We start from the raw sequence: 23,792 nt of genomic DNA, 5'->3' as shown, positions 1-23,792 counted from the left end.
TAAGGACTAGACAACAAGACAATTCGGAATAACCCTTACCAGTCGGACCGAGCGCTTATGCCAAAAGAAACTGAGTGATTTTTTGCCGAATCGCATCATGCTTGGCCGGGTTGTATTGATATTGTGGATCGTACCAATGATCCGGGGTGTATAACCAAACGGGTTTAGCAAGTCGTTCCGCGGATTCCGTTTTGTATCGTGGAAACACATGGGCATGTAAAAAATTATCTGTATTACCTAAAATATCATAGTTCACTCGGACCGGGTGACAAGCGGCCAAAACCGCATCGCCTAACTGAGCCATGCTTTGTAAGAATAAAGTTCTTGCTGGCTCTTCGAGATGATTGAGATCGGTAATATTCTGTTTTGGAAGGAGCACACAGTAACCGGGTAAAAATTGAACATCACCAAATACCGCAAATCCGCCGGGTAGCTCAGCCATGACCATTGGATTGGTACCATCAATGGCTGCTTGGATACGATTATCTTGCCACATAAAGACACTTCCTTGTTTTAGTAGAGTGGGCGCGAAATTAGTGATAGCGTACCGCTGCGGAGCCGAACTGGCAAAGAATTCTAATCTATACGTTTCCCAGATTATTCAGAATCTAATGAATCACAAGTCCAATAAGGAATTATGTCTTATTCTTTTTCGGTCTAAAGACTGACGCCAAGTGCAACTTATGATTGATGTTGCCATAAGTTATTAATTTTTAACTAGTTTCAGGAGGTGCATGTCTCATGTCATTATTTTTGAAAAACGTTGGTCAACGCTTTGGGGATAAACAAGCGTTGACTGGGATAACCGCGACACTTGAAGCCAATGGGGTCATTGGTTTGATTGGATCAAATGGTGCTGGCAAGTCGACTTTACTGAAACTCTTAGCAACCTTGGCAAAACCATCCAGTGGCACGATTTTATTGGATGATGTTGACATTGTCAGGCAACCGCAAAAAATGCGTCAAGTTTTAGGCTATCTGCCACAGCAGGTGCCTTATGATGCACATGTGACCGCATTGGCCTATTTACGCTATATTGCGGCGCTTAAGGGCATTGCTCCGCGCGAGGCGGACCGGCAAATTGTCCAAACGTTAGGACTGCTGCATTTGAATCCCAGCAATTCAACCTTGCTCGGCGATTACTCAGGTGGGATGCGCCAGCGTGTTGGGCTGACTGCTAGTCTTTTAGGTGATCCGCAAGTGGTGATTGTTGATGAACCTACTGTTGGCCTAGACCCAGTTGAACGAATTGCTGTCCGCAATTTATTGAGCAGTCTCGCGCAAACCCGAATTGTCATCATTTCGACCCATATTATTGAAGATGTTGAGGCCATTGCCAGTCAGTTATTATTGCTTACCGATGGTCAATTGCATTTTCAAGGCACACCAGCACAATTTCTCGACAAAGCTTCGGGGCACGTTTGGGAATACACACTGCCGCGCAATGCGTCTTTGCCGACAAGTGAGCGAATTAGTGGCATGCAAGAAAGAAGCGATGGTATTCATATTCGCATGATTGCAGACGAGGCGCCAGTGGCAAATGCGGTCATGGTAGCGCCTAACTTAGAAGATGCGACTCTCGATTTCTTTAAAAGTCAGGCGGTGAGGAAAGGATGATGCGACTCATTGCGGTTGATTATCGGGAACGCACCCAACAATTCTCATTTCGCATTTTGGCGGTGATAGCACTTTTGGCTGCTGTCATTCTTGCACCGCGGCCAAAGGGCAATTTTCGGGTATTAGTATTGGATCCACAGTATTTTGCGCAAGCCAATAATCCCACTTGGTTACCAATCGGTGTTGCTTGCGTGTTGTCATTGTTCTTTCCACTTGTGAGCCTTGTGATCGCGCGCCAAGGTATTCATGCTGATCGGGAAAATGGTGTCCTTACATATTTGTTGACGACAAAATTACGACGTTTCCGTTATTTGGCGAGTCAATTTCTGGTTAGCTGCTGCCTATTGTTCACCATTTTAGTCTTGGTGATGCTTGGCAGCGGGCTAATGCTTTTGATCCAATATCCTGGTCAGGGGTTGAGCTTGAGTCAATTTTTGTCACCTTTTTTCAGTCTGGTGCCTGGGATTTTCTTGATTAGCGGCTTAGGGGTTTTGAGTGAGACATTGCCGGGACTGCGAGGACAACTCGGCACCACCGTGTTAGTGATAGCACTTCTGACGTTATATGCCATGATGACTACCATGACTTGGTACAGCCAACTTTTTAACTTTTCGGGTATTGCGTTCTTGATGGCCATGATCCGCCAGTCCGCCATTTCTGCCGGACATCCGCTTAACACGGTGCTGATGCTGGGCGGCAATGATCATTTGAGTCGGATGGGCACACATCAGCTAATTTTTCAGCCGCTGGCGTTAACACAAACAGAATGGTTGGCAATCGGCGGGACGGTGTTGATGAGCATCGTGTTGGTGTTACTGGCTGCCTTTTGTCTGGAGCACCGGCCACTACACCAAAAAACGAACTCAGGCAAATCAAAATTAACGGTTGATTTGCCAAGGCCAAAAGATGATCGGTTTCATTCGGCAAGGACGAACAACTTTCGCTGGCAACAATTGCTTGGCCAACAGGCACATCGACTTTTCCATTCTCAGAACAAGTGGTGGTGGCTAGTGGCGATCGGTTTATGGCTTCTTGCTTGGGTTGTGCCAGTTGGCAGCTTGCGCGGGATGATTTTGCCGATTCAGTATTTGTGGGCCATGAGTTTCTTCAGTCAAATTGGTTGGCCTGATGATTTGAATGGTTTATCGGCATGGGAAGGTACCGTGAACCATGCGACTCGCCGCGCCATCAACAGCACTTTATGGTTAAGTGTTACCTTTTCGTTACTACTTTTGCTGCCAACCTTGCTGCGGCAGGGAATCGTTGCGTGGCCGTTACTTGGCTGGGCCATCATGTTACCGGTGGGGAGTCTCATGTTGGGTCAGTTGACCAAATCCGGCCAGTGGAGCCAACTGCTGGGGACTGTCATTTTGTTCCTAGTCGTTTGCGGCCTGACTGGACCACTACCGCTGGCGACAAGCATTGTTGGTATGGTGACAGGTGCCGTTTATAGTTTGATTGCTGTGGGCTGTTGGATTGTGATAGAAGTACGCGCAAGGTAACGGCATCAACATTGCAGAAAGGCTTTAGAGAAAATTTGATCCTTAATTCGTATATTGAACAATGAAACGGAGGGGTTTCTCACACGAACAGCGTTTACTTTATTGAAAATTCAAAAAATATTGTCAAGTTAAACTAACGCCACCGTCGAGTCAAAATATTGCTCCATAAAATGAATGCGCGCGGCAATTTCAGCTGCCGAGAAAGTTTCGTTTTCAGTGGTGGCGACCCACTTTTCTTCGTTATCATCCGCTCGGTGAACAACAGCAATCAACTTGCCTTCAAATGATTGCAAGGGTTCATTAATCAGATCGGAGACAATGTAGACATCTTGCTTTTCGCCGTCGCCACCGGTAACCGTGGGCACATAGCCGTAATTAATCGGATAAGGCGCATGCGACTTGTCTGAAAAACCGATCGGGCGATCAACTTTAACAAAAACTGATTTACTTGCCATTGCTATAACGCTCCTTGCCTATGCTTGAACATGACTAACATCTTTTTTACTCAGTATTATACAATATCCACAAGCAACAGATTTGTTGAAAATGAACCGTGAAAATCTTGCCAAACGCGTTGACAAAACTTTCAACAAACCGTATGCTTTAAGCAATAACTAAGACCTGTGAAGAAGTAGGATAGATCACTTTAAGCGACCCGGAGATGGTGGAAGCCGGGAACGATCGAAAAGACACTTCTGAGGTGAACAAGTTCCGGAACGCCACCGTTATGGCAAAGAAAAAAACAAGGTGGTACCGTGTCCGCACCCTTCGAGCAATCGAGGGGTGTATTTTTTTAGAGCGCAAAAGGACGCGCTTAGAAACCGGAGTGTAAGTGGCCTTGAGTAGTAGTGACCTGCACTTTGGTCACTACTGCTCAAGGTCCTTACACGCAGGTTTCTGCGTCCTTTTGCGCGTTTCGGAACCAGCACACTTCACCAACTAAATCACAGTGCTTAAACCACAGGAGGCAATCCATGAATTATCAACGCCCAAAAGGCACAGCCGACATATTACCAGGCCAAAGCGAACGCTGGCAGCAAGTTGAAGCCGTAGCTCGCAAAATTTTTGCCCAATACCAGTATCATGAAATCCGCACACCCATTTTTGAAAATGTGGATGTATTCTCGCGTAGCGCGGGGGACACTAGTGATATTGTTACTAAGGAAATGTATACCTTTAAAGACAAAGGTGACCGGATGATGGCTTTACGCCCTGAAGGGACTGCTGGCGTCGTTCGTGCCTATGTAGAAAATAAACTGTATGGTCCTGAACATGCTAAGCCTTATAAGGTTTACTATTTGGGTCCGATGTTTCGATATGAACGGCCTCAGAGTGGTCGGCAACGCCAATTTCATCAAATCGGGGTTGAGGCATTTGGCAGTGATTCACCGGTGTTGGATGCCGAGACGTTGGCTTTGGCAAAACAGTTGCTGGAGGCCCTAGGCGCCAAGCATCTTAAATTTGTGATCAACTCGTTGGGAGATCCAGCAACCCGCCAAGCCTTCCACGCAGCGCTGGTTGACTATTTAACGCCTTTCAAAGATCAGCTTTCTGAAGACTCCAAGGTTCGTTTGGTTAAAAACCCGTTGCGGATCCTTGATAGCAAAGACAAGCATGATCAGGAAATTGTGGCCAATGCCCCATCTATTTTGGATTATTTGACACCGGAGGCACAGCAACATTTTGATCGGGTGAAAACCTTATTGCAGGGATTGGGGATTCCGTTTGAAGTGGATGCCACGATGGTGCGCGGCTTGGACTATTATAATCACACCATTTTTGAAGTCATGTCCGATGATAAGGTGTTTGGCGGCGGCTATACAACGATTTTAGCTGGTGGTCGATACAATGGCTTAGTCGAAGAACTGGGCGGTCCGGAGACACCTGGGATCGGATTTGCCATGGGTGTTGAGCGCCTGATGTTGCTAATGCAAGGCGAATTGCCAACGGCGCAGCCAGATGCGTACATTGTGACCATTGACCAAGGTGCCGATCAAGAGGCCCTGCAAATGCTGACCGCCATTCGTCAACAAGGCTTCACCGGCGAGATGGATTATATGGGACGCAAACCTAAAGGACAATTTAAGGCTGCCAACAAAGCAAATGCCAAGCTTGTTTTGACGATTGGTGAAAGCGAACGCGCTGCAGGCACTGTTCAAATCAAAAATATGGCCACAGGCGATCAGCAAGCATTCCCCCAAGCTAATGTGCTGGCCGACTTTGGCAAAATCTATACGCAAGTAATGGAGGCAAAATAAAATGAGTAAACGAACCTGTTATGCCGGTGATGTGACCGCCGAGTATGTTGATCAAGAAGTGACACTAAAAGGCTGGGTACAAAAACGTCGCAGTCTGGGTAGTTTGATTTTCATTGACTTGCGTGACCGTGAAGGCATTGTGCAATTAGTCTTCTCTGAAGAATTTGACAAGGATGCTTTAGCTGTGGCGAATTCGGTACGCTCTGAGTACGTCATCGAAGTGCAAGGCGTGGTAAAAAAGCGTAAGCCGCAAGCTGTCAATAAAGATATGAAAACCGGGGACGTAGAAGTTGAAGTTCATACCATCACAATTTTGAACAAAGCTAAAACGCCACCATTTTATATTGAGGACGGGGTGGCCGTCACTGAGGAAACCAAGTTAAAATACCGATACCTGGATTTGCGCCGGCCGGAAATGCAGAAGAATATTTTTACGCGCGCACATATCATGCGCAGCGTGCATCATTTTTTGGACGACAACGGGTTCATTGACGTTGAAACACCGACATTGACCGCCAGCACGCCAGAAGGTGCCCGGGACTATTTGGTGCCGTCACGTGTTTATCCTGGCAGCTTCTACGCACTACCCCAGTCACCGCAATTGTTCAAACAGCTGCTGATGGGTGCTGGGTTCGATCGGTATTATCAAATTGCGCGTTGCTTCCGCGATGAAGACTTGCGTGGTGATCGTCAACCAGAATTTACCCAGATTGACCTTGAGACCAGTTTTCTAACTGCTGAAGAGATTCAGGACATCACAGAAGGCTTGATTGCCAAAGTGATGCATGATGTGAAAGGCATTGATGTCAAGTTGCCATTTGACCGAATTACTTGGCAGGATGCGATGGATAAATACGGTTCTGATAAGCCGGATCTGCGCTTTGACATGCAGATTCAGGATGTGTCTGAACTCGTCAAAGATTCTGATTTCAAAGTCTTTGCCGGCGCTGTTCAAAATGGCGGCCAAGTGCGGGCTATTGTTTTACCAGGCGGCGCTGACAAGTATTCTCGGAAAATGATCGATGCCCAGCAAGACTACATCAAGCGTTTTGGTGCCAAAGGTTTGGCTTGGCTCAAAGTCACGTCAGACGGTATCAGCGGCCCGATTGCCAAATTCTTTGGCGATGGTGCTGACCTCGTGAAAGCTGTTGGCGCTAACGCCGGTGATCTGGTGTTGTTTGTTGCTGACAAGGCCAAAGTGGTCGCAGATGCATTAGGCTATTTACGGACCCATTTTGGCCACGATCTCGGTTTGATTGATGAACAAGCATTTCGCTTTTGCTGGGTCGTTGATTGGCCGCTGTTTGAATACGATGAAGGCATCCAGCGTTGGGTACCAGCGCACCATCCGTTCACAATGCCAAATGAAGAAGACGTTCATTTGCTTGACACTGATCCGCATGCCGCACATGCTCAAAGTTACGACATCGTGCTCAACGGTTACGAATTAGGTGGCGGTTCCATTCGTATTCATAACCGCGAGATTCAGGAAAAAATGCTCAAGGCGCTCGGGTTCACCCCAGAACGAGCCCAAAAGAGTTTTGGCTTCCTGCTAAATGCCTTAGACTACGGGTTCCCGCCGCATGGTGGTCTAGCTATTGGACTCGATCGGTTTGTCATGCTGCTAACAGGCCGCGATAACATTCGCGATGTGATTGCTTTCCCGAAGAACAGCAAGGCTAGTGAACCGATGACCAGTGCGCCATATCCCGTTGCTGATGCACAATTAAAAGATCTCGGTATCGAAGTTCGGGCCGATGTTGATCCTGAAAAGGAACATGAAGGCGACGAAAACCTAACTGAGTAAACGTTACTTTAAAAATGCCAGCCACAATTAAGTTGCTGACAATTAAAACACCTCCCGCTATAATGAAGACAGCGGGAGGTGTTTTAATTGTCAGATCAATTTGAAAAGGGAAGCAAAAAGGACTTGAAAAAGCGCTTGTCACCAGAGGCTTATGCGGTGACACAGGAAGCAGCGACAGAGCGGCCGTTTACTGGCGAGTACGACGACTTTTATCAAGATGGCATCTATGTCGACATTGTTAGTGGTGAACCGTTATTCTCATCGCAGGACAAGTACGATGCCGGCTGCGGCTGGCCGTCATTCACCAAGCCAATCAGCAAACTGGCTGAGCACCGCGACCAAAGTTTTGGCATGGAACGTGTTGAAGTGCGCAGCCCATCTGCCGAGTCGCATTTAGGCCACGTCTTCACAGACGGTCCAGCTGCTAAAGGCGGGTTGCGCTATTGCATCAACTCAGCTGCGTTGCGGTTTATTCCGGTGGCCGACTTAGAAAAAGAAGGTTACGGGGATTATCGACATCTCTTTAAGTCTGTTCATTAAAATGTTTTAAAAAGACCATGGTAGCAATACAGGACCGCCCTTGTTATACTTGATGCGCGACTTATTACGGGTGACAGGGAGCGGTTTTTGTATGGAAGAGATTGATAAGCTGATTAGACGACACCAAAATTGGTCACGGCTATCAGCGGCTTTTTTCTATAGTATTTGTGTGGCAGTGGCGCTGAATATGTTCTGGGAACCAGGTGGGGTTTTTGCCAGCGGGGTCACTGGACTAGCGCAGTTATTGGCAACGATCGTGCGAAAGTGGTTTAATTTCTCGATTGCATTGCCTTTCGTATCGTTATCAACAACAGATCTTTTTTCAACCGGGACGCTGCTTTTCTTCCTGAACGTACCGTTGTTTGTGTTAGCATGGAAAGCCATTGGCCATCGGTTCACTTTTTTCACGTTCTTGGCGGTCATTTTTTCGACCATTATGATTCGGGTGCTCGGCGTGCTTACACCACTTACTAAAGACCCGATTGTCTGCGGGATCTTCGGAGCGGTCGTTAACGGTCTCGGAACGGGGTTCGCCTTGCGGAATAATATTTCAACCGGTGGGATTGATATCCTCGGCATTGTTTTGCGAAAACGCACAGGCCGAACGGTTGGGACAATCAATATTATGTTCAATATTTTGATTATCTTCTTCGCCGGATTTGTCAATGACTGGCCGCATGCGCTGTATTCTGCTTTGGCGATCTTTATCAATGGCCGGGTCATGGATTCGCTTTATACGCGGCAGCAACGACTTCAAGTTATGATTGTCACGGCCCGGCCGCGACAGGTCGTGAATGAGATTCAGAATTCAATGCGGCGTGGCATCACAATTGTTCACGATGCAGAAGGTGCCTTTCATCACGAGGAAAAGACGATTCTGTTCACCATCATTTCGCGGGCAGAAATGTATGATTTAGAACAAGCCATGCGCCACAGTGATCCTTATGCATTCGTCTCGATCACGGATTCGGTCAAGATTCTGGGTCATTTTTATGAGCCGAAAACGGATTAAGACCATCAGATTTAGCCCGGAGCGATTCCGGGCTTTTTCATTGGCAAGCCGTGCCTGTCGGAATCGTTCAACGTATCCGACATCGGCAGGTCACCTTGTCAAAATCAAAAACGATCAATTAATTAGGAGGGAAACATGTTAATAGGAGCTAACGTCAGTATGAAAGGGTCAGAAATGTTGCTTGGTGCCGTTGAAGAAGCCGCCAGTTATACGGCTAACACGCTTCAATTCTATACGGGGGCACCGCAAAACACGCGGCGTAAACCAACTAGCGAAATGATGATTCCTGAAGGGCTAGCAGCGATGACGAAAGACGGCATTAGTCATACCGTGATTCATGCCCCGTATATCGTCAATCTCGGCAATACCAAGAAACCGGAAAACTTTACATTTGCGGTGCAGTTCATGCGAGAAGAAGTCGCTCGAGCAGATGCTCTTCATGCCTATACCATGCCTTTTCATCCCGGTGCGCATGTCGGTGCTGGTCCGGAAGCAGCGATTAAACAAATTATTAAAGGACTCAATGAGATCATTGATCCTAATCAAAAAGTGACCATTGCTTTGGAAACAATGGCTGGCAAAGGCACGGAGATCGGGCGCTCTTTTGATGAATTAGCTGCCATTATTGATGGTGTGACACATAACGAAAAGCTTCGGGTAACCTTTGATACCTGTCATACCAATGATGCTGGCTATGATATCAAAAACGACTTTGACGGTGTTCTCAACGAGTTTGATCACATCATTGGCCTTGATCGACTCAGTGTGATTCATGTGAATGACTCGAAAAATCCCCAAGGCAGTCATAAAGATCGGCATGCCAACATTGGCTTTGGCACGATCGGGTTTGACGCCTTAAACAAGATCGCTCATCACCCTGCCTTGGCCGAATCACCCAAGATACTCGAAACCCCGTATGTTGGTCCTGACAAAAAACATCAGGTACCGCCATACGGGGCAGAGATCAAATGGCTAAAAACAGGGGACTTTCAGCCCGATGAGTTACGCCACTTGATGGTTTAATGGGTTTCAGTATTATCAAATTCATCAAGACCCATGTGTTCCAAAATAAGCGTTGCTGTTTCTTCAATCGATCGGTGGGCGGTGTTGATCACCATGCAGCCGATTTTTTTGTACAGATCTTCCGCAAACTTGAGTTCTTGATTGACTTGATCGCGTGCTGAATAAGCGGTGTCGGGATTCAAGCCATAGGCAATCATTCGCTGGCGCCGGAATTCCATCAAAACAGAGGCGTCTGTGGTTAAACCAACAATCTTCTTCGGGTCAACTGACCAGATCTCTTCAGGAATATGGGCGTTAGGTACCAGCGGCAAGTTGGCCACTTTAAGGTTGCGATTAGCGAGAAACAACGACAATGGTGTTTTACTCGTTCGCGAAACGCCAAGCAAAACGATATCTGCCTCGAGAAAGCCTTTCGGGTCTTTGCCGTCATCATACAGCACCGCGAATTCCATAGCTGAGATGCGGTCAAAATAGCGTTCATTAAGATCATGAACAGCGCCGGGAACGTGATTTGGTTCCTCATGCGTAATTGACTTAATCCCGCTTAAAATTGGCGACATCACATCAATGGCAATCACGCCTTGATCTTTGGCATAATGCGTTGCAAGTTGAGCAAAGCCTGATGTCACGAAGGTCATGATTGCCAAGGCATTTTCCTTCTTGGCCTCATCAAGCGCGCTGTAAATCTTTTCTTCCGTATGAATAAATGGGAACCGCACATAATGTGCCTCAAAGTTGGGAAACTGTGCCGCGACAGCTTGCGCCAACCGCAAGCCAGTTTCGCCAACCGAGTCCGACATAATATATAAATTTAATTCTTGCGTCATACTGCCACCTCATTACTTAGATAACGCTATCATAGCATATTTACCAACTAAACAGGAGCGGTTAGCCGACGACCAATGGTGACAAGCGTGTCTAGACCAGTCAGCTATTTAAGGTCGACCATTTGCTGATGTTAGGGATTTTACGCCAAAAACAACTAAAAAGCTTAACAGAACAGGGCAAGTTTATTCAAAAATGTGAAATCGCTTATTGACGCGTGGTTGCTAGTTTTGTATACTAATAAACGAACTATTGGCTATGATATCCGTCAGTGGTTACACAAGTGTCGGAGGGAGGGATATCACATGGCTAAGACAGTTGTTAAGAAAAACGAATCTCTCGATGACGCTCTTCGGCGCTTCAAGCGTACTGTATCCAAGTCGGGTACACTCGCTGAATACCGCAAGCGTGAGTTCTACGAGAAGCCTAGCGTACGCCGCAAGCTGAAGTCAGAAGCTGCACGTAAGCGTAAGAAGTTTTAATTAAAGGACTTGGTGAATAGTGGCTTTAATGGATGAGCTTAACGCTCAGATGAAACAAAGCATGTTAGCCAAGGACAAAGTGACGTTGAGCGTCGTCCGGATGTTGAAGACGGCTTTGGTCAATGAGAAGATTAAACTCGGCCACGACCTTTCTGAAGAGGAAGAAAAGAGCGTTCTTGCGACTGAACTTAAACAGCGCAAGGAAAGCGTTTCTGAATTTACAAAAGGCGGTCGTGATGATCTCGTTCAACAAACCGAAGCTGAAATCAAGGTCGTCGAACGTTTTTTACCAGCCCAGTTAAACAAAGCCCAAGTCGGTGACATCGTTGATGCAACTATCAAGGAAGTTGGCGCCAAGGGTAAGCAAGACTTCGGCAAGGTGATGAAAACGTTGATGCCAAAAGTCAAAGGCCAAGCAGATGGCAGTCTTGTCAGCAGCGTGGTCAAAGAAAAACTTAGTTAACGACAAAGCCGGTGCAATAGCCGGCTTTTTTATATGGGTTTTGTGGGTGAATGGCGTGCGTGGTGATCAGATAAGGGTGCTGATTTTGCTGACGAATGGGTTTGCGCTGAATATCGTCTAAGTTTGGTCAGGCGATTGCTTCACGCTTTGCTTGGAAACGCGCGAGCAGGCGCAGAAACCTGCACATAAGGACCTTGAGACTAAATGACCAAAGACCGGTCATTTAGTCTCAAGCCCACTTATGCTCCGGTTTCTAACCGCGCCTGCTCGCGCTCTTAAAATATGCTAAACTGAGAGCATCATTGCTTAATAAATTTGTTAGGGGGCCAATATTTGGCACAAGAAACCTCGGAGAAAATTTTCCGTCTTAGTAATCCTGACATGGCGATTAACCTTGTCGGGATCAATGACGCTAATTTGACATTGATTGAAGAAGGATTGAATGTGCAGATCTCGCCTTTTGGGGATGAGTTGCGGATTCATGGTGATACTGAAGCGGTCAGCTTGACATTACAGTTACTTGAGGCGGCTAGTAAGTTATTAGCTCAAGGCATTAAATTGTCGCCGCAGGACATCGCTAGCGCCGTTGCGATGGCCAAGCGTGGGACGCTTGAGTATTTTGCTGATATGTACAGTGAAACCTTGTTGCGCGATGCCAAAGGTCAGCCAATTCGGGTCAAAAACTTTGGGCAGCGCCAGTACGTTGATGCCATTAAGCATAACGATATCACGTTTGGCATTGGGCCAGCAGGCACTGGGAAGACATTCTTGGCCGTTGTCATGGCTGTCGCCGCGATGAAGGCAGGCCAAGTTGAGCGGATCATTTTGACTAGACCGGCAGTTGAAGCCGGTGAGAGTCTGGGTTTCTTGCCAGGCGACCTCAAGGAAAAAGTTGATCCCTATTTGCGTCCGGTATATGACGCCCTTTACGCTGTTTTGGGGAAAGAACACACGGATCGGCTGATGGATCGCGGTGTGATTGAAATCGCCCCGTTAGCTTATATGCGTGGGCGAACGTTGGATAATGCGTTTGCCATCCTTGATGAGGCACAAAATACCACCCAAGCACAAATGAAAATGTTCCTGACCCGCTTAGGGTTTGGCTCAAAGATGATCGTCAATGGGGACATCACTCAAATTGATTTGCCGAACAACGCCAAAAGCGGACTGCTTCAGGCCGAGCAATTACTCAAAGGTATTAGTCACATTGCCTTTACCCAATTTTCGGCACAGGACGTTGTGCGGCATCCGGTTGTTGCAAAGATTATTGAGGCTTATGGTCGACACGACCTGCAGTTGCAGAAGAAGACGAAGGAGTAAGGGATGGACTTAGAATTATTCGATGACGATCAACTGCTGGATGACAAGCACCATGATCTCATCAAAAAACTAGTCGCTTTTTGCGGCAAACAGCTTAAGTTGCCTGAAAACACAGAAATGTCGATCACCTTGGTTGGGGATGATGAGATTGAGCGCATCAATCGCGAGTATCGTGAAACCGACCGGGTCACGGATGTTATCAGTTTTGCGATTGAAGAGGGCGAAGACGATTTGCCGCTGCTACCTGGCATGGCAAAGAACATCGGTGATCTTTTCATTGATCCACTGACCGTTCGCCGCCATGCCGAGGATTATGGGCACAGCTTTGAGCGCGAGCTGGGTTACACCGTCGTCCATGGCTTCTTGCATCTTAACGGCTACGACCACATTAAGCCAGAAGATGAAGCTGTCATGATCCCGCTTCAAAAGAAAATCCTCGCAGCTTATGGCCTTACCAGATAAGCAAGTTGGCAAGAATAAACATTTCATCCAAAGTGCCCGTCACGCGCTCGATGGGCTGAAGGTGTTTTTTGTCGACGAAAATAATTTTAAGCGCGAATTTCTGAGTGCAACTCTGGTCATTGTTGCCGGCGTTGTCTTACAAGTTTCCGCTTTTTCATGGTTCGTGTTAGTTCTGGCAATCTTGTTGGTATTTCTTGGCGAGTTGTTGAACACGATCGTTGAAAATGTTGTTGATTTTATTGTTGGCGATCAATATGACGCGCGCGCGAAGAAGATTAAGGACATGAGTGCCGGCGCGGTGCTCATCGTGTCGTTGATTGCCGTCGTCGCCGGTATTTATGTCTTTGGGCCACCACTTTTGGCCCTTTTTAGGAGTTGGTAAGTTGTCAGTTTTGCGTACAGCTGCTTTAGCGGCTCGAGAAAATGCCTATGTTCCGTATTCTCATTTTGCTGTCGGCGCGGCTGTCCGTGTCGGTGATCGCATTTTTTCAGGGGCAAATGTCGAAAATGCTAGTTACGGTCTTAGTAACTGTGCTGAACGCAGTGCTATTTTTGCGGCAGTCAGCGCGGGCTATTCGAAGCTGGATGAATTGCTGGTGATTGCAGATACCAAGGGACCAGTGGCCCCTTGTGGCGCTTGCCGCCAAGTCATTAGCGAATTCTTTGGCCCTAATGCTGTCATCACGCTTGCCAACGTTGCCGGACAGTCAGTTCAAACGACGCCACAGGCTTTACTGCCAGGTGCGTTTTCGAAAGGAGATCTTAACGCTTGAGTGAACATCATTCTGGTTTTGTTGCGATTATCGGTCGGCCCAACGTCGGCAAGTCAACGTTTATGAACCGTATTTTAGGTGAAAAAATCGCCATTATGTCGCCAAAGGCTCAGACGACCCGTAACAAAATAAACGGTATCTACACGACTCCTGACGCGCAGATCGTATTTGTCGACACACCAGGTATTCATAAGCCGAAAAATGAGCTGGATACCTATATGGATAAAGCGGCATTGTCAACTTTGAATCAAGTTGATGCCATCTTGTTCATGGTCGAAGCGGACGAGGAAAAAGGCCCTGGTGATGGCTATATCATGCGCCAACTGGCGGAAGTGAAAAAGCCGGTTTATTTGATCATTAATAAAATTGATCTAGTAAAACCTGACGATTTGTTGCCGTTGATTGAAAGCTACCAGCATGACTATGCGTTTGCCCAAGTTTTTCCGATTAGTGCAACGATGGGAAACAATGTCGATGAGCTATTGACGGCATTGACCGATGCATTGCCAGTCGGTCCGCAATACTACCCCGAAGATCAGCTCACCGATCATCCTGAGTATTTTGTTGTCGGTGAACTTATCCGCGAAAAAATTCTCGAATTAACTCGCGATGAAGTGCCGCACGCTGTTGCCGTTCAAGTTGAGCGCATGAAAGATCGGGAAGGCGGTAAATTGCAGATCGAGGCGTATATTATCGTTGAACGCGATAGTCAAAAAGGCATCATTATTGGCCGCGGTGGGCAGATGCTTAAGCAGATCGGCATTCGCGCCCGACGTGACATCGAAAACCTGTTGGGCGACAAGGTGAACCTGAAGTTATGGGTTCGCGTCCAGAAAAATTGGCGTGATAATAATGCTTATCTGAAGTCGTTAGGGTACAACACGAAGGATCTTCGATAATGGTTAGGCAGACTGAAACATTTGAGGGACTGGTTATGTCCCGCCAGAACTATCGCGAATCTGATATGCTTGTCAAAATTTTGACCGATCGATTCGGCAAAAAAATGTTTCTTTTGAACCGGGCCCGTAAGCCCGGTTTTACTTTAGGTGCTGGTATTTTACCGTTTACTCACGCTGATTATATTGGTGAAGTTCGTGAATCCGGTCTATCTTATTTGTCTGCCATCAAAAATGCGACTCAATATCGGCAAATTTCTGATGACATCACCTTAAATGCTTATGCAGCCTATATTTTTGGATTAATCGATCTTGCTTTTCCAGATGGGCGGCCAGTCGGATTCTGGTTTAACCAAATCAAACAAGCCTTGTATCTCATTGATTCTGGCCTCGATCCACAGATTATCGCCAACGTGATTGAAGTCCAGCTGCTTAAAGAATATGGCGTTGAGCCTAACTGGCGCGGTTGTGTGATTGACGGTCGCGCCGATTTGCCGCTTGATTTTTCCGAAAGTTATGGCGGTTTGCTGTGCCAAAATCACTGGGATAAAGATCCGCACCGGCTTCATGCCAGTCCGCGGGCGATTTTTTACCTGCGACGTTTTAGCACGCTTGATCTCAACAAAGTGGAGCGCATCAACGTCAAACCTGATACCAAAGCAGAATTACGACGAATTTTGGATGTTATCTACACTGATATGGTCGGTGTGACCCCGAAAGCCAAACGTTTTTTGGATCAGATGCATCAATGGCAGGATCGCCTGCCTGATGACTCGGAATGATGGCTGATATCAGTGGCATAATTATTTACTATCAACATATTTTTGACTGGATAACTCTCCGAAACAAACACTGAATTAATTTAATTATTGTAATATGTCGCTTTTAGATGGAATAACGATACTTATTTATTCCATATTTCTTAATTTCTTATAGAAACTATTAACCATCTTCGCCGGCTATGGTATATTCAACTCGTAAACAGTTGACTAGATCATAGCATTTTTTGGTTTGTTGAGAGGAGCGGGCGTCATGGCAAGAACCTTACCGAAAGCTGTGAAAGTATGGGTAGCAGCGAATTTATTGGCAATTGAATTTGATAATGGGCAAACACGGTATATGCGATCACATTTTATTGATCAATATATCTCTGCTTGGTCATTACCAAAAGGCAAGAAAAGACGTAGACTATTGATAGTTGACCCAACATGGGCTTGGTTTGGTGCCAATCCAGTCATTGCCGCTGATGGTAGCTTGACAATCTTTGAAACCGATCGGTACACGCCAGAAGAACTTTGGGGTAATAGCAAGTCGCAGATTTATGAAGTTTCTGGGGTGCATTAATTAGCAATCTTCTGATAAAGGAAGCCAACGGGAATTGGCTTCCTTTTTTGGACAAAGACAAATGCACGATCACTTGTTGGTCTACGGTGGTATACTATCATGTAGTAAGCGTTTTTTTAATGCAATAAATGGTCGTTGGGTTTTGCATTACGTAAAGAAGGGTGCGTTATGTCAGAAATAACACCAAAAGCCGTCAAAGTCTGGCTGGCCGCCAATATATTGGCCATTGAGTTTGATAACGGCCAGACTCGTTATATGCGTTCACATTTCATCAAAGACTACCTGGATGCTTGGTCCCCGACGCGAGGCAAAGGCAAGCGCGTCAATTTGATAATTGCCCCAACATGGGAATGGTTTGGGGCAAATCCGCAAATTGCCGAAGACGGCACCTTGACACTCTTCGACAAAGACACCTATACACCTGAAGAATTGTGGAAGAATAGCAAGGAGCGGATCGATGAAGTTTCTGGCACTTAAGGAACTTTTGTAAATGATTGTTTGTTGGTTTAACCAATAGCCCACGATTATCAGTATTTCAATCTGAAAATAGAAAGCAGAGAGTTGGCGGAGCGGCGATGGGCTCAGTCGTGCCCACCACTCTAGCTGCGCGGTCGCCACCCCGAATCGCCGCGGAGCCAACTCGGAGTATAAGAAACTATCGACCGAGAATAGAAAAATAGTGCTGCCTGCAATTGCTCCAAAACGCGATCGCCACCCCAGAAACCTGCGTGTAAGGACCTCAGGTGCAATGACCAAAGCCCGGTCATCACACCTGAGGCCACTTGCACTCCGGTTTCTACCCGGGGTGGCTCACGCTCTTCTCTGCTTGACACGTTTTTCCGCGATGCTATACTAATAAGGAAATTGAATCGGTGATGAGAAAAAGGGTCGCAACGAAACCTATTAAAGCGAGTCGGGGAAAGTGTAAGCCTGATAACGGTTGTTGTGATTGGCGTTTTCGAACCAAATGATGAAGCCGCAGGTAGTTTTTTTCTATCTGAAGTAGGGTGGAACCGCGCATAAGCGTCCCTACGCCATTAATTGGCGTAGGGACTTTTTCGTGTCCCGAAGCCAATCCCACTTCAATTCACCGGGAAAGAGGCAATGATGACAAAAAAAATGGACATCCAAACGATGATCCTAACCCTCCAAAAATTTTGGGGTGACAAGGGCTGTATGCTCATGCAAGCTTATGACGTGGAAAAAGGGGCGGGGACAATGAGTCCGTACACTTTCTTACGCGCCATTGGACCAGAACCATGGAATGCTGCGTATGTTGAACCGTCTCGACGTCCAGCTGACGGCCGATATGGCGAAAACCCCAACCGGTTGTTTCAGCATCATCAATTCCAAGTCGTTATGAAACCATCTCCTGAAAATATTCAAGAATATTACTTGGATTCGCTTGCCGCACTCGGCATTAATCCATTGGAACATGATATTCGGTTTGTTGAAGACAACTGGGAAAATCCATCCATGGGCTGTGCCGGTGTTGGTTGGGAAGTTTGGCTAGACGGCATGGAAGTCAGTCAGTTTACCTACTTCCAAGTGGTCGGTGGACTTGAAGTATCGCCAGTTACCAGCGAAATCACTTATGGGGTCGAACGACTTGCCTCCTATATTCAAGATGTGAACAGTGTCTTTGATCTTGAATGGGGCGACGGTGTTTTGTATGGTGACATTTTCAAGGAACCTGAATATGAGCACAGCAAGTATGCCTTCGAAGTCAGCGATCAGGAGATGCTGCTAAAGTTCTTCGATGCCTATGAAAAAGAAGCTTGGCGCTTAATGGATCTCGGTCTGGTTCATCCAGCTTATGATTACATTCTTAAATGTAGCCATACCTTTAATCTTTTGGATGCACGCGGGGCGGTATCGGTTACTGAGCGGGCCGGTTACATGAGCCGTATTCGCAAGATGGCTCACAAGGTTGCCCGGGCATTCGTGGCTGAACGCAAGAAGCTTGGCTTCCCACTACTGCAACATCAAACGGAGGTGGAATAACATGACGCATCAATATCTGATTGAAATTGGCCTTGAGGACATGCCAGCGCATGTGGTGACGCCGAGTTTGCAACAGTTTCACGATAAAACTGTCGCCTTTTTGAAAGAGAATCATCTCGATCACGGTGCGATTGACCAGTACGCGACACCGCGGCGGCTAGCGTTGCTGATTCACGACCTCGCCGACAAGCAGGCGGACATCGAAGAAGATGTCAAAGGCCCAGCTAAGAAAATTGCGCAAGATGCAGCTGGTAATTGGACCAAGGCGGCGATCGGCTTTTCTCGCGGCCAAGGCATGACCCCTGATGACATTGTCTTTAAAACGATCAAAGGTGTGGATTACGTTTATCTGCATAAGGCAATCAAGGGCAAAACAGCAGCAGCTATTTTACCAGGTATGCTGGATGTCATTAAAAGCCTGACCTTCCCAACCCGAATGAAGTGGGGTGCTTATGACTTCGAGTACATTCGGCCGATTCATTGGCTGGTCAGCTTACTGGATGATGCGATTGTCCCGATGAAGTTGCTGGATGTTGACGCTGGCAGAACCACTCAAGGGCATCGCTTCCTTGGCAGACCAGTGACTCTCGGCAATGCGGCCGACTATGTTGCGGCGTTAAAAGCACAATTTGTGATTGTTGAACCGGCAGCGCGCAAGCAATTGATTAGCGATCAGATTCACCAAATTGCCGCTGATCATCAATGGCAGATTGATCTGGATGCAGACTTGCTGGAAGAGGTCAATAATCTTGTTGAATGGCCAACTGCATTTGCTGGTAATTTTGATGAAAAGTATCTCAAAATTCCTGAAGCTGTGCTGATCACCTCAATGAAAGATAATCAACGTTACTTCTATGCGCGGGATGCGTCAGGAAAGATGGTCAATGCGTTTATTGGTGTTCGTAACGGTAATGCTGATCATTTGGCCAATGTGATTGCGGGCAATGAAAAGGTATTGACCGCGCGATTGGAAGATGCAGCTTTCTTCTATGCGGAAGATCAAAAGCGCAGCATTGCTGACGATGTTGATCGTTTGAAAGCTGTTAGTTTCCACGATAAAATCAGTTCCATGTACGACAAAATGGCCCGAACAAGGGTTATCGCCGATTTGTTGGCGGATCGTTTTGGCTTATCTGCGATTGATAAGGCTGATCTGGACCGAGCAGCTTCGATTTACAAATTCGACCTTGTCACTTCAATGGTTGGTGAGTTTCCAGAATTGCAAGGTATTATGGGCGAACATTATGCGCAATTGGCAGGTGAGAAACCAGCTGTTGCCCATGCTATCGCTGAGCATTACGAGCCGATTTCTGCGGATGGGGCGTTGCCAGAAAGCTTAGTTGGCACCGTACTTGCGATTGCGGACAAATTCGATTCGTTAATGAGTTTTTTTGCAGTTGATCTGATTCCAAGTGGCTCAAACGATCCTTATGCGCTGCGCCGTCAAGCTTACGGGATTGTTCGAATGATCGCCAAACATGATTGGCCATTTGCCGTTGCTGAACTGCAGACGACGATTGCTGATGCCTTGAAGGCAGCAGGAAAAACCAATAGTCTTGATTTTACTGCGCATCAACAGGATTTGAATGCATTCATGATTGACCGTGCCAAACAAGTCTTGCAAGGTCAGAAGATCCGCCATGACATTGTGGACGCAGTGACAGTTCGCGCTGATGCCGATCTTGCCGGTATCTTGGATGCTGCCAAGATCCTTTCTGCGCACGCGGACGATACTGATTTCAAACCTGTCATGGAAGCACTTGGACGTGTGTTGCGGATTACCAAGAAGCAGCAGGTAAAAGTCGATGTGGATACAGCGAAGTTTGAGAATCCGAGCGAAGGTCAGTTGTATGATGCAACGGTGGCGACTGCCAAGAAGTTTGATGATGAACCGACGGAAGCCGATTATCAGTCGCTTAAGGCACTCGCAGATCCAATTAATGCGTACTTTGATGCCACAATGGTCATGGCCGACGATCAAGCCATTCGCCAAAATCGCTTGGCAGCTTTGCTTCAACTTGCCGCATTGATCAAGCAATTTGGCGATGTGAGTCAAGTCATTGTTAAGTAGCCTTGCATTCCAAGCCTAAACAGGCTATACTGTATTTTGTATTATTATGCCGATAGACTATCAAAAAGTCGCATTTCAACTCAGAAGTGCGACTTTTTACCGCTATTTCGGGTAACGTGTGTTGGGCGTCTGCAGGCTGGCAAACAGCTCTGCGGCACATGTCATGAAAGGGAGTGAGCTGACATCGCCGGAATGATTCCTGAGGCTACTGTCGACAAAGTCCTTAAAGCTGTCAATATTGCTGATTATATTGGCCAATATGTGCAATTACGCAAGACAGGGCAGAATCTGTTTGGCTTGTGTCCTTTTCACGAAGAACACACCCCATCATTTTCTGTGAATGAACCTAAGCAGATTTTTCACTGTTTTTCGTGCGGCCGCGGCGGCAATGTTTTTAAATTCGTGATGGACTATGATAACGCCACCTTCCCGGAGGCAGTTAAAAAAGTGGCGGATTTTGCTGGCATGCCACTGGATGTTCAGGTGGGTCATGCAGCACCGGTTGATCCAGAGATCAGCAAGCAACAGCATATTTTGCAAGACACGGCTGATCTCTTTCATCATATTTTGATGAATACGGAGAAAGGTCAGACTGCACTTGATTATTTGCACAAACGTGGCTTAACTGATGACACAATTGAAGCTTTTCAACTGGGGTATGCGCCTGAAGAACGTAATCTGTTAGTAGCGTTTCTTAATAATCGCAAAGTCGACTATCAAGATCAGCGTGCCAGCGGTTTGTTCGTAGAGGATCAAGAAGGAAAATTGTTCGATCGGTTTAACGATCGCGTCATGTTTCCGCTAACGGACAGTCATGGTCAAGTGATTGGTTTTTCCGGGCGAATTCTAAGCAAGGACAAGACCCAAGCTAAATACTTGAACAGTCCCGAAACCAAGCTTTTCAACAAGCGTGATGTCCTATTTAATCTTCATCGTGCCAAAGCCGATTTTGGCCGTGATGGCGGCCCGATTCTTTTTGAAGGCTATATGGATGTGATCGCTGCGTACCAAGCCGGTGTAAAAACCGGGATTGCTTCCATGGGAACAAGCTTAACTACTGAGCAGGTTGACATCATTAGCCACTTAAGCAAGCGATTAACCGTGTGTTACGATGGTGATGAACCAGGGCAAAAGGCGATTGAACGTGCGGTTGCCATGTTGGCTGATCATCCGCGATTACAAACGGATGTGGTCGTTTTGCCGGACGGGATGGATCCTGATGAGTTCATTCGTGCCCGTGGTGCCGAAGCCTTCCAAGCGCAAGTCAAATCCGTATTGACGCCGACCGCGTTTATCCTGCAATTCTTAGCGCGCGGGGTTGACATGAACAATGATCAGGCTAAACTGACGTATCTGAACGCGGCTTTAAAAACCATCGGTAAGATTTCGAATCCGGTAGCGCGGGCAGTTTATGTGAAGCAGTTAGCTGACACGACTGGCGTACCTGAGAGCGCTCTGAATCAAAGCCTGCCAGCGCCGCAGCAAGCCGTGCAACAACAGTCGTCGGCTCCTGTGAGCTATCAAACCGCGCCGGTTAATCAACCAGTTCGGCCAATTGATCGTTACACTGCAGCCCAACGACAATTACTGTATTATGTTTGGCACGATGATTTAGTGATGCAGCGTTTAAAAAATACTGCTTTCACATTTCCAGCGCCACATTTTCAGACGCTCTTTACCGGATGGCTAGGTTTTCTCCATGAGCAGCCTGATGGCGAGTTAGCTGGATTCCTGGATCGAGTCGATCCGGATCTGAGCGGGGTGGCGGCTTCGGTGGCGATGCAGGTTTTGCCTGAGGCGACTGAGGCAACGATTGACGAGTTGATTCAGACGATTACGTCCGCTTCAACTGTCGAACGGCTGCAGGCCATCAAGCAGGCCATCACAGAGGCACAGCGACTTGGCGATAAGCAGAAACTAGGCGAGCTAACGGTGCAGTATGTGAATCTCATGAAACTTTTGAAACAACAACAAGGCTAGGGGAGGAACTTTAATGGCTGATAAAAAAACAGCAACTGAAGTAGACAAGACCACAAAGAAGACAACGGCTAAGCCAGCAGCAAAAACTGCGGCTAAGACAACCGCTGTCAAGGCGGCGGCAAAAAAGACCACCGCGAAGAAAACTACGGTCAAGAAGACTACCGCTAGCAGCAAACGCACGACCAAAACGACAACGAAAGCATTCGACGATGCTGTCAAGGCCGTGATTAAAGATTACAAGAAGAAGAAACAAATTACTGAAGATGACCTGACCGACAAGTTGGTTAAGCCGTTTGAGCTCAAGAGTGGTGCCATTGACGATCTGATGCAAAAGATCGAGGATAATGGGATTGCTATTGTTGATGAAAATGGCGAGCCAGCAGCGATTAGCTTGAAGAAGCAAAAGAAGGTTTCCAAGAAGGAAATGAGTGACATGTCCGCACCTTCAGGGGTCAAAATCAATGACCCTGTGCGGATGTACCTGAAGGAAATCGGCCGAGTTTCCCTGCTGACAGCTGATGAAGAAGTTGCCCTTGCCTTGAAGATTGAACAAGGTGATCAAGAAGCTAAGCAACGTTTGGCTGAAGCTAACTTGCGATTGGTTGTTTCCATCGCTAAGCGTTATGTTGGTCGCGGCATGCAATTCCTGGATCTGATTCAGGAAGGGAACATGGGGCTGATGAAGGCGGTCGAGAAATTCGATTACCGGAAAGGCTTTAAGTTCTCAACGTATGCCACCTGGTGGATTCGGCAGGCTATTACCCGTGCCATCGCTGACCAAGCCCGGACAATTCGGATTCCAGTGCATATGGTTGAAACCATTAACAAATTGATTCGGATTCAACGGCAACTGCTTCAAGACCTTGGTCGTGAACCAACGCCTGAAGAAATCGGCGCGGAAATGGACATGCCAACTGAAAAGGTTCGCGAAATCCTGAAGATTGCGCAAGAACCTGTTTCCTTGGAAACGCCAATTGGTGAAGAGGATGATTCACATCTTGGCGACTTCATTGAAGACCAAGACGCCACCAGTCCTGAAGACCATGCTTCCTATGAACTGCTTAAAGAACAGTTGGAAAGTGTGCTGGATACCTTAACGGATCGTGAAGAAAATGTTTTGCGGTTGCGTTTTGGACTCGATGATGGCCGGACCCGTACCTTGGAAGAGGTCGGCAAGGTCTTTGGCGTGACCCGCGAGCGAATTCGTCAAATCGAAGCTAAGGCATTGCGGAAGCTCCGCCACCCAAGCCGTTCCAAGCAACTTAAGGATTTTCTTGAGTAATGAACGTTTGTTAGCTGATAAAGCCGTCTGCCTCATTAGTGAGGTAGGCGGCTTTTTCGTACGTCATCATGTGGCGAAGCCCCTCATTCAGATTCGAATACCGGAAATCTTTGATGTTTCTGAGGACGTAA

24 protein-coding genes are annotated in these 23,792 nt (G+C 47.0%); 21 read left to right on the top strand and 3 right to left on the bottom strand.

Annotated elements, in window-relative coordinates; translation table 11 throughout:
• Window positions 1–55: 55 nt before the first annotated feature.
• Entirely contained in the window at window positions 56–496 is a 441-nt protein-coding gene (locus AC07KQ_RS07610) for an HIT family protein (protein ID WP_016388451.1), read from the bottom strand.
• Window positions 497–741: 245 nt separating this feature from the next.
• On the opposite strand from AC07KQ_RS07610, the gene AC07KQ_RS07605 reads away from it, so the two are divergent.
• Window positions 742–1,617 (top strand): ATP-binding cassette domain-containing protein, encoded by an 876-nt coding sequence (locus tag AC07KQ_RS07605; RefSeq protein WP_019916119.1) that lies wholly within the window; start codon window positions 742–744, stop codon window positions 1,615–1,617.
• Window positions 1,614–3,119, top strand: coding sequence for an ABC transporter permease (locus tag AC07KQ_RS07600; RefSeq protein ID WP_194959200.1), 1,506 nt, complete (start codon window positions 1,614–1,616; stop codon window positions 3,117–3,119). Before AC07KQ_RS07605 ends, AC07KQ_RS07600 begins: the two co-directional genes overlap by 4 nt.
• Window positions 3,120–3,247: 128 nt before the next feature.
• Here the strand turns inward: AC07KQ_RS07600 and AC07KQ_RS07595 are convergent, their stop codons facing one another.
• Window positions 3,248–3,574: an inorganic diphosphatase gene (locus AC07KQ_RS07595; protein ID WP_003565687.1), complete on the bottom strand. Its 327-nt coding sequence runs from the start codon at window positions 3,572–3,574 to the stop codon at window positions 3,248–3,250.
• A gap of 519 nt (window positions 3,575–4,093) precedes the next feature.
• On the opposite strand from AC07KQ_RS07595, the gene hisS reads away from it, so the two are divergent.
• The 5 genes from hisS to AC07KQ_RS07570 all read left to right on the top strand — a co-directional run bounded on the left by hisS (window position 4,094) and on the right by AC07KQ_RS07570 (window position 9,759).
• Window positions 4,094–5,377 carry a histidine--tRNA ligase gene (hisS, locus tag AC07KQ_RS07590; RefSeq protein ID WP_016387802.1) on the top strand — a complete coding sequence of 428 codons (1,284 nt, stop codon included), beginning with the start codon at window positions 4,094–4,096 and terminating at the stop codon, window positions 5,375–5,377.
• A 1-nt stretch (window position 5,378) separates the two neighbouring features.
• A complete protein-coding gene (aspS, locus tag AC07KQ_RS07585) occupies window positions 5,379–7,184 on the top strand; it encodes an aspartate--tRNA ligase (RefSeq protein WP_003565683.1) in 1,806 nt (601 codons plus the stop codon).
• An 87-nt stretch (window positions 7,185–7,271) separates the two neighbouring features.
• Window positions 7,272–7,724: a peptide-methionine (R)-S-oxide reductase MsrB gene (gene msrB, locus AC07KQ_RS07580; RefSeq protein ID WP_003565681.1), complete on the top strand. Its 453-nt coding sequence runs from the start codon at window positions 7,272–7,274 to the stop codon at window positions 7,722–7,724.
• Window positions 7,725–7,815: 91 nt separating this feature from the next.
• Window positions 7,816–8,736, top strand: a complete 921-nt coding sequence (locus AC07KQ_RS07575) for a YitT family protein (RefSeq protein ID WP_003565679.1) — start codon at window positions 7,816–7,818, stop codon at window positions 8,734–8,736.
• A gap of 135 nt (window positions 8,737–8,871) precedes the next feature.
• Window positions 8,872–9,759, top strand: a complete 888-nt coding sequence (locus AC07KQ_RS07570) for a deoxyribonuclease IV (RefSeq protein WP_480156532.1) — start codon at window positions 8,872–8,874, stop codon at window positions 9,757–9,759.
• Here the strand turns inward: AC07KQ_RS07570 and AC07KQ_RS07565 are convergent.
• A complete protein-coding gene (locus tag AC07KQ_RS07565) occupies window positions 9,756–10,586 on the bottom strand; it encodes a pyruvate, water dikinase regulatory protein (protein ID WP_003565675.1) in 831 nt (276 codons plus the stop codon). The two genes, AC07KQ_RS07570 and AC07KQ_RS07565, sit on opposite strands and share 4 nt — an antisense overlap.
• A 303-nt stretch (window positions 10,587–10,889) precedes the next feature.
• On the opposite strand from AC07KQ_RS07565, the gene rpsU reads away from it, so the two are divergent.
• The 14 genes from rpsU (at window position 10,890) to rpoD (ending at window position 23,661) form a co-directional block, all read left to right on the top strand.
• Window positions 10,890–11,066 (top strand): 30S ribosomal protein S21, encoded by a 177-nt coding sequence (gene rpsU / locus AC07KQ_RS07560; RefSeq protein WP_003565673.1) that lies wholly within the window; start codon window positions 10,890–10,892, stop codon window positions 11,064–11,066.
• Between the two features lie 28 nt (window positions 11,067–11,094).
• Window positions 11,095–11,529: a GatB/YqeY domain-containing protein gene (locus tag AC07KQ_RS07555; protein WP_003565671.1), complete on the top strand. Its 435-nt coding sequence runs from the start codon at window positions 11,095–11,097 to the stop codon at window positions 11,527–11,529.
• Between the two features lie 333 nt (window positions 11,530–11,862).
• Window positions 11,863–12,849, top strand: coding sequence for a PhoH family protein (locus AC07KQ_RS07550; RefSeq protein ID WP_003565669.1), 987 nt, complete (start codon window positions 11,863–11,865; stop codon window positions 12,847–12,849).
• A 3-nt stretch (window positions 12,850–12,852) separates the two neighbouring features.
• Window positions 12,853–13,311: an rRNA maturation RNase YbeY gene (ybeY, locus tag AC07KQ_RS07545; protein WP_003565667.1), complete on the top strand. Its 459-nt coding sequence runs from the start codon at window positions 12,853–12,855 to the stop codon at window positions 13,309–13,311.
• A complete protein-coding gene (locus AC07KQ_RS07540; RefSeq protein WP_003565665.1) occupies window positions 13,295–13,693 on the top strand; it encodes a diacylglycerol kinase in 399 nt (132 codons plus the stop codon). The genes ybeY and AC07KQ_RS07540 overlap by 17 nt, the downstream gene beginning before the upstream one ends.
• A gap of 1 nt (window position 13,694) precedes the next feature.
• Window positions 13,695–14,084 (top strand): cytidine deaminase, encoded by a 390-nt coding sequence (locus AC07KQ_RS07535; RefSeq protein WP_003570376.1) that lies wholly within the window; start codon window positions 13,695–13,697, stop codon window positions 14,082–14,084.
• Window positions 14,081–14,983: a GTPase Era gene (era, locus tag AC07KQ_RS07530; protein ID WP_003565663.1), complete on the top strand. Its 903-nt coding sequence runs from the start codon at window positions 14,081–14,083 to the stop codon at window positions 14,981–14,983. Before AC07KQ_RS07535 ends, era begins: the two co-directional genes overlap by 4 nt.
• Window positions 14,983–15,762: a DNA repair protein RecO gene (recO, locus tag AC07KQ_RS07525; RefSeq protein ID WP_480156531.1), complete on the top strand. Its 780-nt coding sequence runs from the start codon at window positions 14,983–14,985 to the stop codon at window positions 15,760–15,762. The genes era and recO overlap by 1 nt, the downstream gene beginning before the upstream one ends.
• A gap of 250 nt (window positions 15,763–16,012) precedes the next feature.
• Window positions 16,013–16,324 (top strand): hypothetical protein, encoded by a 312-nt coding sequence (locus tag AC07KQ_RS07520; protein WP_003575189.1) that lies wholly within the window; start codon window positions 16,013–16,015, stop codon window positions 16,322–16,324.
• A 168-nt stretch (window positions 16,325–16,492) separates the two neighbouring features.
• Window positions 16,493–16,801: a hypothetical protein gene (locus tag AC07KQ_RS07515; RefSeq protein ID WP_003590883.1), complete on the top strand. Its 309-nt coding sequence runs from the start codon at window positions 16,493–16,495 to the stop codon at window positions 16,799–16,801.
• A gap of 630 nt (window positions 16,802–17,431) precedes the next feature.
• Window positions 17,432–18,328 carry a glycine--tRNA ligase subunit alpha gene (gene glyQ, locus AC07KQ_RS07510; protein ID WP_016384228.1) on the top strand — a complete coding sequence of 299 codons (897 nt, stop codon included), beginning with the start codon at window positions 17,432–17,434 and terminating at the stop codon, window positions 18,326–18,328.
• A gap of 1 nt (window position 18,329) precedes the next feature.
• The gene (gene glyS / locus AC07KQ_RS07505) at window positions 18,330–20,399 is read left to right on the top strand and encodes a glycine--tRNA ligase subunit beta (RefSeq protein ID WP_194959199.1); all 2,070 of its coding nucleotides are present in this window, start codon (window positions 18,330–18,332) and stop codon (window positions 20,397–20,399) included.
• Between the two features lie 192 nt (window positions 20,400–20,591).
• Window positions 20,592–22,379 (top strand): DNA primase, encoded by a 1,788-nt coding sequence (gene dnaG, locus AC07KQ_RS07500; RefSeq protein ID WP_016387804.1) that lies wholly within the window; start codon window positions 20,592–20,594, stop codon window positions 22,377–22,379.
• A gap of 13 nt (window positions 22,380–22,392) precedes the next feature.
• Window positions 22,393–23,661: an RNA polymerase sigma factor RpoD gene (gene rpoD, locus AC07KQ_RS07495; protein ID WP_003565648.1), complete on the top strand. Its 1,269-nt coding sequence runs from the start codon at window positions 22,393–22,395 to the stop codon at window positions 23,659–23,661.
• Window positions 23,662–23,792 lie beyond the last annotated feature (131 nt).

Source organism: Lacticaseibacillus sp. YLM2-1, from assembly GCF_056583465.1.
Note: the sequence above shows the minus strand (reverse complement) of the source record. Positions and strands in the feature narration are given on the sequence as shown.